This is a genomic window from Acidovorax radicis (assembly GCF_020510705.1).
GTDB classification, from domain to species: Bacteria; Pseudomonadota; Gammaproteobacteria; order Burkholderiales; family Burkholderiaceae_C; genus Acidovorax; species Acidovorax radicis_A.
Map to the genome: position 1 here is coordinate 1,042,717 of NZ_CP075184.1, position 13,442 is coordinate 1,056,158.

Genomic DNA, 13,442 nt, shown 5'->3' on the forward strand with positions numbered 1-13,442 from the left:
CGTGCTGCACAAGCGCAACCCCCAACTCAACGGCAACGGCGAACTCATCCACCTGTTGTCCATCGAAGGCCTGCCGCGCGACATCGTCACGCACATTCTCGACACGGCCACCAACTTTGTGAGCGTCAACGACCGCGAGGTCAAGAAGGTGCCCCTCCTGCGTGGCAAGAGCGTGTTCAATCTGTTCTTCGAGAACAGCACGCGCACGCGCACCACGTTCGAGATCGCGGCCAAGCGCCTGTCGGCCGACGTGCTCAACCTCGACATCGCGCGCAGCTCGGCCAGCAAGGGCGAGTCGCTGCTGGACACCATCGCCAACCTGAGCGCGATGGCAGCCGATTTGTTCGTGGTGCGGCACAGCGAGTCGGGCGCGCCGTACCTCATCGCCCAGCATGTGGCGCCCCATGTGCACGTGATCAACGCGGGCGACGGCCGGCATGCCCACCCCACGCAGGGGTTGCTGGACATGTACACCATCCGCCACTACAAAAAGGATTTCAGCAACCTCACCGTGGCCATCGTGGGCGACGTGCTGCACTCGCGCGTGGCACGCTCCGACATCCATGGCCTGACCACGCTGGGCTGCGCCGAAGTGCGCGTGGTGGGCCCACGCACGCTGGTGCCGTCGGACATGGCGCAGATGGGCGTGCGCGTGTGCCACACGCTCGAAGAGGGCATCAAGGACGCTGACGTGGTCATCACCCTGCGCCTGCAGAATGAGCGCATGACTGGCGCGCTGCTGCCGTCGAGCCAGGAATATTTCAAGAGCTTTGGCCTCACGCCCGAAAAGCTGCAGCTGGCCAAACCCGATGCCATCGTGATGCACCCCGGGCCCATCAACCGGGGGGTGGAGATCGACTCTGCCGTGGTCGATGGGCCGCAGGCCGTGATCCTGCCGCAGGTGACTTTTGGCATCGCGGTCCGTATGGCCGTCATGTCCATCGTTGCCGGTAATGAAGCATGACGCTTGGAATGAATACTCCTGTTTTCATAGCTGCTAGCGCTTATCCAGAAAGCGCTAGCAGCCAATTTGGCTTGAAATCATGAAGATACTGATCCAGAACGGCCGTGTGATCGACCCCGCTTCGGGCCTCGACCAAACCTGTGACATCGCCATCGCTGCGGGCCGCATCGTCGGCGTCAACCGCGTGCCGCCCGACTTTGCGCCCAAGCGGGTGATTGATGCTGCGGGCTGCATCGTGCTGCCCGGCCTGGTGGATCTGGCCGCACGCCTGCGCGAGCCGGGCCACGAGCACGAAGGCATGCTTGAATCCGAGATGGCCGCCGCTGTGGCCGGGGGCGTGACCAGCCTGGTGTGCCCGCCCGACACCGACCCCGTGCTCGACGAGCCGGGGCTGGTGGAGATGCTCAAGTTCCGCGCCGAGAAGCTGCACCAGTCGCGGCTGTTCCCCCTGGGCGCGCTCACGCGCGGCCTCGAGGGCGAGGTGCTGACCGAGATGGCCGAGCTGACCGAATCGGGCTGCGTGGGTTTTGGCCAGGCCGAGGTGCCGCTGGCCAGCACCCAGGTGCTGCAGCGCGCGCTGCAGTACGCCGCCACCTTTGGCTACACCGTGTGGCTGCGGCCCCAGGAGATGCACCTGGGCAAAGGTGTGGCTGCCAGTGGCGCGCTGGCCACGCGCCTGGGCCTGTCGGGCGTGCCCGTGGCGGCCGAGACGATTGCGCTGCACACCATCTTCGAGCTGCTCAAGACCACCGGCGCCAGTGTGCACCTGTGCCGCATCAGCAGCGCTGCCGGCGTGGAATTGGTGCGCCGCGCCAAGGCCGATGGCCTCAAGGTGACGGCCGACGTGAGCATCAACTCGCTGCACCTCACCGACGTGGACATCGGCTTCTTCGACAGCCGCGCGCGCCTGTCGCCCCCGCTGCGCCAGCAGCGCGACCGCGATGCGCTCAACGCCGCGCTGGCCGACGGCACCATCGATGCGCTGGTGTCCGACCACACGCCGGTCGATGAAGACGCCAAGACCCTGCCGTTTGCCGAAGCTGAACCCGGTGCCACGGGTCTGGAACTGTTGCTGAGCCTGGCGCTCAAGTGGTCGCAAGACAGCGGCGTGCCGCTGCAGCGCGCCCTGGCCGCCGTGACTTGCGAGCCTGCGCGGGTGCTGGGCAATGCCCTGGGCACCTTGCAGGCCAGCGTGGGCCAGATCGTGGAGGGTGGCGTGGGTGACATTTGCATCCTGGACCCCCAGGCCGCCTGGACGGTGCAGGCAAACGCATTGCGCAGCCAGGGCAAGCACACACCGTTTTCTGGCTACGAGCTGCCGGGCTGTGTGCGCATGACACTGGTGGGTGGGCAGGTCGCCTTTGAACGATGACGCCTGCGCCGCGCAGCCGTGCCGCTTGTGGGCACGACCCAGTCACCAGCCGCCAAGGTCACGCGTGCGTGCGATGGACGTGGTGCCTGGAGAGCGCCTGCGCCCGGGTCCATTGACATGAAACAGTTGCGTGCGGTGTGGCGCTTGCTGCGTCTGGTGGGCCACATTGCCCATGGTTTATGGGTGGTGGCACTGCGTTTTCCCACGCTTTCGCCAGACCAGCAGCATGCGCGTGTGCAGGTCTGGTCGCAGCAATTGCTGGCGCTGGCGGGCGTGCACCTGCGGGTTGTGGGGCAGCCGCCCCTCACCGGGCCGGTGATGCTGGTGGCCAACCATATCTCCTGGCTCGACATTCCCGTCATGCACGCGGCACGCCATTGCCGTTTTGTGTCCAAGTCCGACGTCAAGGGCTGGCCGTTGATCGGCACCTTGGCCACCGCGGCGGGCACGCTGTATATCGAGCGCAGTTCGCGCCGCGATGCCTTGCGCATGGTGCGGTCCATGCAAGAGGCGCTGGAGCGCGGTGAAGTGCTGGCCGTGTTCCCCGAGGGCACCACGGGTGACGGCCGCGCGATGCTTCCCTTTCATGCCAACCTGCTGCAGGCCGCAGTGGCCGCGCAGTCGCCGGTGCAGCCCGTGGGGTTGCGTTTTGCCGACCGGGCCACGGGTGCCACCAGTTTTGCGCCCAGCTACATCGGCGACGAAACCCTGGTGGGATCGATCTGGCGCACGCTGTGCGCACCGCCCATCGAGGCCGTGGTGCACTACGGCCCTGCCGAGCTGCCCGCCGGCCGTGATCGACGCGCCTGGGCGGAGCACCTGCACACCACGGTGGACCAGTTGAGGCGCGGCTGAGACCGGTCACCGGCTGCCGGGGGCACATCAACCAGGGCCTTCGGCCGCATAGACCAATGGCCCAATGGCACGCTGTGCGTGGCCTTTGTGGGGCGCGATGGCTACTGGTGGCTCTTCGCAACGCTGAGGGTGGTTCCGGGCCACAAAAACGTGCATATTCCACGTTCGGTGCGGACTAATACGTGCAACAGCCGCCAGGTGCATTCCGTAGCCCGTATCGTTCTCGTCTTTCCGCTTGCGCACCCCGTGCAGGCTGTTCCATCCACTGCCGGGAGGGCACCGTGAACCTGATTGAACGCATCAAGAACATTCTTTTGCAACCCAAGGAAACCTGGGCCGTCATCGACGCCGAGAGCACCGATGTCCCCACCTTGTTCACGCGCTACGCCATGATCCTGGCCGCCATTCCGGCGGTGTGTGGCTTCATCGGCATGTCGCTGATCGGCTTTGGCGGCTTCGGCGTTACCATCCGGGTGCCCTTTGTGTCGGGGTTGGTGAACATGGTGGTGTCTTATGTGCTGAGCCTCGTGGGCGTGTTGGTGCTGGGGCTCATCATTGATGCACTGGCCCCCACGTTCGGAGGGCGCAAGAGTTCCATCCAGGCCCTCAAGGTGGCGGTGTATGCCAGCACGGCGGCCATGTTGGGCGGCGTGTTCAGCCTGCTGCCCTCTTTGTCCATGCTGGGGGTTCTCGCCGCGCTGTATTCCATCTATTTGATCTACACCGGTTTGCCGGCCCTGATGAAGAACCTGCCCGAGAAATCGGTGGTGTACACCGTGGTTGTGGTCGTGGCGGCCATCGTGGTGGGCGTGATCATTGCGGCGGTCAGTTCGATCTTCATTCCCAGTGGTGGGGCCATGTTCAGCGGTGCTGCCGGGCCGGCCATTACCATGAACACGCCGGGCGGCAAGGTGTCGATCGATACCGCAGGCCTTGAAGCGGCGGGCAAAAAAATGGAAGAAGCCGCGCGCAAGATGGAGGAGGCCCAAAAGAGCCAGGACCCGGCCGCCATGGCCGAGGCCACGGGCAACGCCGCCAAAGCGGCCGCAGGCATGTTTGGCGGAGGCCAGGCCATTGCCGCACAGTCGCTGAAAGCAGCGCTGCCCGAAAAGCTGGCAGGCTTGCCGCGCACAGGCTTCGACGTGCAGGATGGCGCTGCGCTGGGTTTGCCCACCAGCCAGGCCAGCGCGCAATACGGCAGTGACGACAAACAGGTGCGTCTGGAGATCATCGACGTGGGGGGACTGGGCCAGATGGCGCAGATGGCCATGGGCATGACCGAGAGCGAGAAGGAAGACCAGACCAGCGCCGAGAAAACCTGGCAGTCGGGCGGCCGCACCCTGCACCAGCGCTACGAGAAGGACGGCAGCCATGCCGAGTTCAAGACCATTTTGAAGAACGGCGTGGTGGTCAGCATCGAAGGCAACCACGTGAGCGTCAAGGACCTGCAGGGTTATTTGTCGCAGGTGGACCTCAATGGCCTGGAGGGGTTGCAGCGCAAAGGCAAGTCGTGATGCCTGCGCCCTAGAACCTCAGCCCGAACGGGTGGGGAAGAGAAGGCGTCTGAGGCAGGTCGCTAATCAGGCAGCAACCTTTTATGTGAGTACGCTATAAAAATAGTAGCTATTGGCGCTTTCTGCATAAGCGCTACAGGCACATTTGATGCAAACAGTACGGCAGCCTGAGGGGCTGCACGCCGTCAGGTTCGTGGGAACGTCACCACATGGTCCACCTGGGCGCGGATGCCGATCCACTCGCCCAGCGCGTGGTCGTGGTGGCTGGGCACATGGGCCAGCAGGGTGTGGCCGTCGGCCAGGCGCAGCGTGTACAGGAATTCCGATCCCCGGAATGATTTGCGCAGGATCTGCGCCTGCACTGGCGCATGGTCGTCATGCACCACGTCGTCCGCGCGCAGCAGCACATCGCATTCGCCTGCGGGGTAGCTGCTGGGAATGGGGCATTCGTCCAGATCGGTCAGTTCGCCCAGCGGGGTCTGTGCCACCACGTTGTTGCCGCGCTGGACCAGCGTGGCAGGGGCGAACACGCCGTGCCCGATGAAGTCGGCCACAAACCGGGTGGCAGGCCGGTGGTAGAGCGTGTAGGCATCGTCCCATTGGTGCAGTTGGCCTTCGTGCATGACACCAATCACGTCACCAATCGCAAAGGCCTCCAGCTGGTCATGGGTCACGAAAAGCGCCGTGGCGCCTGCCGCCTTGAGGATGCCGCGCACCTCATGGGCCAAGCGCTCGCGCAGGTCCACGTCGAGGTTGGAAAAGGGCTCGTCCAGCAGCAAGAGCTGTGGGCGCGGCGCCAGCGCCCGGGCCAGGGCCACACGCTGCTGCTGTCCGCCAGAGAGTTCGTGTGGAAAGCGGTTTTCGCTGCCTTCCAGCCCCACCAGGTGCAGCACCTCGGCCACCCGTTCGGCCTGCTCGGCGCGTGGCAACTGGTGGATGCCAAACGCGACGTTGCGCCCGACCGACAGGTGCGGGAACAGCGCATAGTCCTGAAACACCATGCCAATGCGCCGATGCTCTGGTGCGACGTTGACGGTGGCGCTGCTCACCACCTGCCCCGTCAGGCGGATCTGCCCCCCCGAGACAGGCTCAAGCCCCGCCACGGCACGCAGCAATGTGGTTTTGCCGCAGCCCGAGGGCCCGATCAGCACCCCGATGTCGCCCGCATTCAGGTTCAGCGTGACGCCTTGTACGGCGGCCTGTGCGCGACCGGGGTAGCGCACTTCGAGTTGGGAGACCTCTAGAAACATGGCGATATTCTAGGCCGCGCGCCATGAATGCTTAAAATTCGCATTTGCATTCCCCGGCGGTCCTGGATCGTTTCTTCGGGACCGGGCGTGCGCTTTGACTCTTCTGCCGAGCCCCCTTCCTTGCGCCGCACACCCTTTGCTTTTCGCTCCATCCCCCTGATCCTGTTCGCGGGTTTTCTGGCGCTGCCTGTGCTGGCCGTGCTGGCGTCGTGGCTGCCGCTGCCACTTTCGGGGCCCGGCGATGCCCAGGCAGGCCCCATCCTGCGCGAGATGGCGGCCACCATCTTGCCCGGGTATGTGTGGACGACGCTCTGGCTGGGCCTCTTGGTGGCGCTGGGCGCCGCCCTTGTGGGCACCGGCGCTGCGGCCACCGTGACGCTGTTCGATTTTCCGGGCCGCCGCACCTTTGAATGGCTGCTGTTGTTGCCGCTGGCCATGCCCGCCTATGTCACGGCCTACGCATACACCGACTTTTTGCAGTTCAGCGGCCCGCTGCAGGTGGGCTTGCGCAACACCTTTGGCCTGGAAGGCCGCCTGCTGCCCGAGGTGCGCAGCCTGGGCGGGGCCGTGTGGGTGTTCATCTTTTCGCTCTACCCCTATGTGTACCTGCTGGCTCGCACGGCGCTGGGCGAACGTGCGGCCCACCTCATGGAGGCCGCGCGCCTGCTGGGTGCGCCGCTGTCGCGTCGCATCCGCGCCGTGGCGTTGCCCCTGGCGCGCCCGGCCGTGGCCGCTGGTGTGGCGCTGGTATTGATGGAGACCCTGGCCGACTTTGGCGTGGCCAGCTATTTCGGCATCCAGACCTTCACCACCGGCATCTACAAGGCCTGGCTGTCGATGGACAACCGCCTGGCGGCCGCGCAACTGGCCACGATGCTGCTGGTGGTGGTGATGGCGCTGTTGCACATGGAGCAGCGCGCCCAGAAGCGCATGCGTTTTGCGGTCAGTGGCGGGCGCGCGGGGTCGTCCGAGGCGCAGCCGCTTGTGCTCGTGGGCGCACACCGGTGGATGGCGTGGACCGTTTGCACCGTGCCGGTGATCATGGGTTTTGTGGCCCCGGTGGTTTTCATGCTGCGGCCCCTGGCGGCCGACTGGTCGGTGCTGCCCTGGGCGCGTTTTCTGGACTGGGCCTGGAACAGCGTGCGCCTGGGTGGCATCACGGCGGGGTTCGCCGTGGCGATTGCGCTGGCGCTGGCGTTTGCGGTGCGGCGCCGACCTGACCGCATCACCCGTGGTGTGGTGCAACTGGCCAGTGTGGGCTATGCCGTGCCCGGTGCCGTCATCGTGGTGGGCTTGCTGCTGCCCGTGGGCTGGCTGCAGGCGGCGGTGCCGCAGTGGGGTGTGGGCGCGCTGGTGACGTCCACGGCATTGGGCATTGTGTGGGCCTATCTGGTGCGGTTTTGTGCGGTGGCGCTGCAGTCCATGCAAAGCGGTTATGCACGTATCCCGCTGAGCCTGGATGCCTCGGCGCGCATGCTAGGCGCTGGCCCCGTGGGCCTCATGGCGCGTGTGCACTGGCCACTGCTCAAGCGGTCCACCGCAGCGGCTGCGCTGCTGGTGTTTGTGGACGTGATGAAAGAGCTGCCCGCCACCATGGTGCTGCGCCCCTTCAACAGTGACACCCTGGCCGTGGTGGCCTACCAGCTCGCGCGCGACGAGCGTCTGGGCGAGGCGGCGCTGCCGTCTCTGGCACTGGTGGCTGTGGGGCTGGTGCCGGTGATATTGCTGAGCCGCACACTGCGCAGCCGGCAGTAGGTCACAGGCCCGTAGCGGGCCTGTCAACCGGAGGTGGGGTGACAGGGGGGCGCGGCAGCGTCAGCGTGAATCGCGCCCCTTGGCCCTCGATGGAGACAAGCGTCAGCGTGCCGCCCATCAGTGCCGCCAGTGCCCGGGACAGCGCCAGCCCCAGGCCGGTGCCACCATGTTGGGCGCTCACCTGGTCATTGCCCTGGCGGAATTTTTCGAAGATCGTTTCATGCAGGTGCTCTGGGATTCCGGGGCCGGTGTCCACCACGTGAAAGCGCACGGTATCGCCAGCGGTGTCCACCTCGATGGCGACCGAGCCCGTGTCCGTGAATTTCATGGCGTTGGAGAGCAGGTTGTTGAGCACCTGCTTGAGCCGCAGTCCGTCGCACAACAGGGTGGGCGGCACGGCGGGGGCGATGCGCACGTCGAGGTGCAGGTTGTTGTTGGCGGCCGTGATCGCAAAGAAATCGGCCGTGGAGTGCACGGTCTCGGCCACCTGCTGCTCGGTGGGCGTGTGCGGCATGGCTCCTGCCTCCACCTTGGCCAGATCCAGAATCTCGGTAAGCAGGGCGTTGAGGTGGTCGGCCGCCTTGCGGATCAGGCTGGCCTGCTCTTTGTAGCGGGGTTGGTCCAGCCGCAGTTCCATCAACTCGGCAAACCCCCGGATGCTGGTGAGCGGTGTGCGCAGCTCATGTGAGACGGCCGCCAGAAACTCGCTCTTGGCCTTGCTGGCGGAGTGCGCCTGGGCCTCGCTGATGTGCAGTGCGGCGTTGGTGCTTTCGAGTTTGCGCACACTGCGCAGGAAGATGACGGCCGCCCCCACCAGTGCTGCGCTGAACAGCCCTATGGTGAACAGCGCCACATTGCGACTGGCGTGCCACTCCCGCAAGGCTTCGCCGGTGCTGGTGGCCACGACGACGAGCAGCGGGTAGTCACCCACGCGGCTGTAGGCGTAGATACGTTCAATGTTGTCCAGCCCACTGGCGCGCACGTAGTGGCCGTTGCGGCCCAGTTCTTCGGCGTTGTTGTTCGCGGCTTGGGCCACCACGTCGCCCATGCCCACGCTTTTGCCCCCCATAACGCGCGCGCGCACTGCGCGGTCGTTGCCGATCAGGGTCACCACCCCGGTGTTGCCCAACTGCACGCCCCGGTACACGTCCTCGAAGTAGCCTGGGTTGACCGAGGCCACCACCAGGCCAGCGATGCCGCCGCTGGCCCCTGGAATGCTGCGCGACAGCTGAATGGTGGCCTTGCCCGACACCTTGCCCACCACCGGTTTGCCGATGAATAGCCCGCTAGGGGTTGTCTGCAGGCGCGCGGCCTCCAAGGCCTTTGGGGCGAGATGTACCTGCACATGCTCGCGCTCCGACAGATTGATAGGGCCGGTTTTCTCGCCTGTGGGGTCGATATTGCTGCCCACAAACCGCCCATCTGGCCCCACCAGCGAGAGCTGCGTCAGGATCTGTGGGGCCAGCCCGGTTTCATTGGCAAACCGTGTGAAGTCGGCCTTGTCAAAGTCATTCGCCTGCACCGCGTCGCGCATGCGGATCGTGGCCTGGTCCACGGTGGCCATCACGCGGATGGTCTGCTCGCCCAGGCTCAGTGCCAGGTTGCTGGTCTGGCGGATCTGCGCATTCATCGCGTCCCGCCACGACACGTTGAGCACGAAGGCCATCGTTGCCCATGCCAGCAGCAGCACCAGGGCGGTGCCCAACACCACCATCGTGCGCAAAGGCTGGCTGGACAGCCGTTTCGGCGGCGACGGCGGGGCTGCTGGGTCTGGGTGGGAACCCACTGGGGTGGTGCCGGGGGGCGATGGGGAGGGCGTCATGGAGGATGTCACAGGAGGTACCTGCACATTCATCATAGGCCCGAGTAGGCCCGGTCACGGGCTACCCACGGGCTACCGCCCCACAGCGGGCCGTGGCTGGCGCAGCTTGATGCCCAATCGGCGCCAGCCAATTACCACCCCTGTGACGCTCATCACCGTGCCGCCCAGGCTCAGCAAGATGAGCACGCTGTCCCACAGCGGGCGGCGCTCCAGCAGGGGCAGCCAGTCCCAGCTGTGCAGCAGGGCAAACAGCCAGCGGCTGGTGCGGCGGTGGCTGTCGGTGCGGCCCAGAACAGCGCCCGTGTGGGGGTCGACGTGGACCCAGGTGGCGTCGGGATCATCAAACACCACGCGCAACACCGGCAGCGGTTTGTCGCCGGCGCCGGTCATGGTGTGGGGCGCACGGTCATAGAAATACAGGTCGTAGTTCCGCAGCATGTCGGTGTGGGCCACGGGGTAGGGCAGCAGCAGCGCGGCGGCCTGCTGGACAGCGCCGGGCGCAAACGTATGGGGCTGTGCCGTGGTGGCGCCCAGCAGCACCGGGGCCCCTGTGGGGCTGAGTGCCAACACCACGGTGTGGCCCACGGCGCGTACCCAGCGCAGCTCGCGTGTGTCGGGTGGGGCGGCAGACAGCAGTGCCTGCACCGAGGCTGCCTGGGCGGGCAACACCAACGGGCCGCCGTTCATGGCCTCGGTGCGCAGCGGCGCTGCGCCGCTGTCGAATATCTTCCAGGGGTTCATCGACATGAGCCCGCTGAAGATCCAGGTGAATGTGATGAGCGCGAACACCAGGCCGAACACATGGTGCCAGCGCATCATGAAACTGCGGTACGGCGTGCGTGATCCGGTTTTGTAATGGCCCGCAAAGCGCCAGCGCATCACACCGACCACCGTGCCGGTCACGGTCAACACGATGCCCGCGATGGACAGCCAGTTGACGATCTCAGTCCAGTAGTCGTTGAACACATTGCCCCGAAACGGGTACAGCCAGTGGATCCAGGCGCCAGCGTAGTTCCACGCGCGCTCCTTCAGGGTGGCGTCGCGCACCACTTCGCCCGTCTTGCCTGATATGTAGACGATGGTGCCCGCCGGGTCGCCCAGGTGCAACCGGTGCAGCGGGCGGTGCACATCAAGCGCGCGGGAGTGGGTGAAGGCGTCCTCGTCCACCGTGCCCAGGTGCTGAATGGCAGTCTGCGCGCCCTGCGCAAAGGCGCTCGCGGAGGCAACGGCATGCTGCGTATCCACACGTTGCAGCACGGCACCCGTGGTCGCGTCGATGACGGTGGTTGCGGGCAGCTTGCGCGCGCGTGGGGCGGCTGCGCGGCCCTGGGTTGCGGGTGCTACCAGGTACACGGCGCGGCCCCCGCTGGCCATGGCCAGGCGCAGGTCCGACAAGGGGCCGCTGATGCCCGCGCGCTGCAGCGCCTGCGCGGGCTCCAGGAGGCGTTCAGGCCCTGGTGTGGCGGAGTGCAGCGGCGGCAGGTGGGCCAGGCGTTCGGCCTGCGTGAGCTTGGGGTAGCCCACATACATCATCACCATGCCCGAGAGAAACCACATGGCAAAGAAGGCGCACAGCAGCACGCCCACCCAGCGGTGGATGAGAAAAAGCCAGCGCTTGGCGTGCAGCATGCGGCCCCCTTCAGAACGCGGTGTATAGCGTGACGTCGAACGTGCGCGGCGCACCCAGGTACACCTGCGAACGCGCCTCGGCCGCGTAGATGCGATCGGTGGCGTTGCGAAGGCGGCCTGTCAGTGTGGTGCCCTTGGTGATCTTCCAGGCCAGGCCCAGGTCCAGCAGCGTGTAGGACGGCCAGTACTGCGTGTTGGCGGTATCGCCATACACCTTGCCCACATGGCGTACCCCGGCGCTGGCCGTGATGGCCGGCGTGATGGCGTACGACACCCACAGGTTGGCCACGGTTTGGGGCACCAGCGTAGGCACCTTGCCCGCGCGCGAGAGGCCGCCCTGCACGAAGTTCTCATACCGCGCACGGGTGTGCGAGAGGTTGCCTTGCACCTGCCACTGCGCGTCGGGGCGCACGCCCGCCGACAGCTCGATGCCCTTGGACGATTGCTCTCCCACAAGGACCGTCAGGTTGGGGTTATTGAGGTCTTGTGATGCGATGTTCTTGCGGTGGATCTGGAAGACCGAGACCGTGGCGCTGCCCTTGCCGCCCCAGAAGTCGAACTTGCTGCCAATCTCGGTCTGTCGGCCTGTGGTCAGTTCGCTGTTGTTGCGCACGTCGCTGAACGATGCCGACGCCAGCGAGCCCGATGGTGGGTCTGCCGCGTTCGAGGCCTGCGCATACAGATTGGCGCCGGGGGCGATGTCCCACACCACTGCAAGGCGGCCGGTGGTGGGGTGGTAGCTGCGGCTGAAGGTAGCGGGGCTGCTGGCCGTGACGGCGCGGCGGTTGACCAGGTCCAACCCGATGCGTTCATGGCGCAAGGCCGTCACCAGGTTGACCGCCGGGGCCACCAACGTGCGGTTTTCCAGATACAGCGCGGTGGTGCTGATCTTGTTGTCCTTGTCAGGGTTGTACCCTGGGCTGATACCCGGAATGTCGAAGAAATTCTCGGTGTTGAACTGGTAGGGGTTGACGGTGCTCACCGTCGTGGACACCGATTGCGGGTAGCGGGTTTGCCGGTTGACACTCACATCCACACCAAAGGCCCAGTCGCTTTTTTTGCCGGCCAGCCGCCCCTGGTAGGTGCCTTCCAGCCGGTTACCCACCAGCTCCTGGTCGTGCCGCTGCAGATAGGGCGACGAGCGTGTGACGGCCGTGTTGGTGGCGTTGAAGGTGTAGATCTCCACGTTGCGATAGTCGCGCAGCGCGTCATAGGCATACAGTGTGTTCTTGAGCTGCAGCGCATCCGACACACGCCATTGCGACACCGAACGCAGCCACTGCACGCGGTGCTCGTACATGCCATCTGCGCTGTTGTAGTTCTTGAATCGAGTCGCCGGGTCAATGTGCAGTGCGCCGTCAGCAGGCTGCAGCACCGGCGTGCCCCAGTAGGGCCGGTCCACGTGGTCCTTCTGGTATTCATAGGCCAGGGTGTGGGTGAAACCGCTCCCCAGGTCCGACAGCAGCGACGTGGCCAACTGCGTGGCCTGTGTCTTGGTGCCCTCGGTCCAGCTGCCCGCGTCCTTGTGGTTGATGTCGATGCGTGCAAAGTGCGCGGGGGCAGCGCTGTGGTCGCTGCCCGCGATGCGGCGGTTCAGGCCGACGGAGACCTCTTTGAGCCGGTACGAACCCAGCCGCACCTGGCCTTCGGCAAAGTCGCTGCGCTCGGCAGTTTTGGTGAGGTAGTTGATCGATCCGCCCACGCCGCCTGCGCCAAAAAGAAAGCTCGATGCCCCGCCAATGGCCTCGACGCGGTCGTAGATCCAGCTGTCCACCGCGCGGGTGGCGCTGCCGTATTGCGGGTTGACGCCGTTGTAGAGCTGCGCGACGGAGCTCGAGGTAAACCCCCGGTAGCTGGCCGCCATGGAACCGGGGGCGTTGTGGGCGGTCACGCCGGGGATGGAGCGCAAGACTTCCTGCGTGTCTTGCGCACCGCGGGCGTCGATGGTGGCGCGGTCGACGACCGTGACCGAGGCGGGGGTTTCGCGGGCGGTCAGCCCCAGGCGGCTGCCGGTTTCAGTGGGTGTGTCCAGGTTGAGTTTGCCGTTGCTGGCGGGCGCAGCGTCCACCACGTCCACGGTTTGGAGTGTGGGCGCCGCCGCGTTTTGTGCGCGGCCTGGCAGGGGCGCCAGCGCCAGCGTGGCCAGCACGCTGGCGCACAACGTCGAGAGCGGGAACACCGCAGCGTGTGACGCAGGCGCGCACGCCAAGGGGGCCGCGATGCGGAGAAAAGAAATACGGGACATAAAAACGCTCGGGACGCGACGGCGTGGCCCGCGCTC

General features: G+C 65.9%; 9 protein-coding genes. 5 read left to right on the top strand and 4 right to left on the bottom strand.

Annotation, left to right across the window (positions count from 1 at the left end; all coding sequences use genetic code 11):
* Position 1: 1 nt before the first annotated feature.
* From KI609_RS04640 to KI609_RS04655, 4 genes are all read left to right on the top strand, one after another.
* Positions 2 to 964 (top strand): aspartate carbamoyltransferase catalytic subunit, encoded by a 963-nt coding sequence (locus tag KI609_RS04640; protein ID WP_226447592.1) that lies wholly within the window; start codon positions 2 to 4, stop codon positions 962 to 964.
* A gap of 79 nt (positions 965 to 1,043) precedes the next feature.
* On the top strand, positions 1,044 to 2,336 hold the full coding sequence (locus KI609_RS04645; protein WP_226447594.1) for a dihydroorotase: 1,293 nt from the start codon (positions 1,044 to 1,046) through the stop codon (positions 2,334 to 2,336).
* 117 nt (positions 2,337 to 2,453) lie between these two features.
* Complete coding sequence (locus tag KI609_RS04650; protein WP_226447596.1) at positions 2,454 to 3,191, top strand: lysophospholipid acyltransferase family protein; 738 nt, start codon at positions 2,454 to 2,456, stop codon at positions 3,189 to 3,191.
* Between the two features lie 281 nt (positions 3,192 to 3,472).
* Positions 3,473 to 4,705: a Yip1 family protein gene (locus KI609_RS04655; RefSeq protein ID WP_226447599.1), complete on the top strand. Its 1,233-nt coding sequence runs from the start codon at positions 3,473 to 3,475 to the stop codon at positions 4,703 to 4,705.
* 185 nt (positions 4,706 to 4,890) lie between these two features.
* Here the strand turns inward: KI609_RS04655 and KI609_RS04660 are convergent, their stop codons facing one another.
* Positions 4,891 to 5,955, bottom strand: a complete 1,065-nt coding sequence (locus KI609_RS04660) for an ABC transporter ATP-binding protein (protein WP_226447601.1) — start codon at positions 5,953 to 5,955, stop codon at positions 4,891 to 4,893.
* A 120-nt stretch (positions 5,956 to 6,075) separates the two neighbouring features.
* Between KI609_RS04660 and KI609_RS04665 the strand changes: the two genes are divergently transcribed.
* Complete coding sequence (locus tag KI609_RS04665; RefSeq protein ID WP_226447603.1) at positions 6,076 to 7,710, top strand: ABC transporter permease; 1,635 nt, start codon at positions 6,076 to 6,078, stop codon at positions 7,708 to 7,710.
* A 1-nt stretch (position 7,711) separates the two neighbouring features.
* On the opposite strand, the gene KI609_RS04670 is transcribed toward KI609_RS04665, so the two are convergent.
* The 3 genes from KI609_RS04670 to KI609_RS04680 all read right to left on the bottom strand — a co-directional run bounded on the left by KI609_RS04670 (position 7,712) and on the right by KI609_RS04680 (position 13,406).
* Positions 7,712 to 9,532, bottom strand: a complete 1,821-nt coding sequence (locus KI609_RS04670; RefSeq protein WP_226447605.1) for an ATP-binding protein — start codon at positions 9,530 to 9,532, stop codon at positions 7,712 to 7,714.
* Between the two features lie 72 nt (positions 9,533 to 9,604).
* Positions 9,605 to 11,161, bottom strand: coding sequence for a PepSY-associated TM helix domain-containing protein (locus tag KI609_RS04675; RefSeq protein WP_226447607.1), 1,557 nt, complete (start codon positions 11,159 to 11,161; stop codon positions 9,605 to 9,607).
* Between the two features lie 10 nt (positions 11,162 to 11,171).
* A complete protein-coding gene (locus tag KI609_RS04680) occupies positions 11,172 to 13,406 on the bottom strand; it encodes a TonB-dependent receptor (RefSeq protein ID WP_226447609.1) in 2,235 nt (744 codons plus the stop codon).
* Positions 13,407 to 13,442 lie beyond the last annotated feature (36 nt).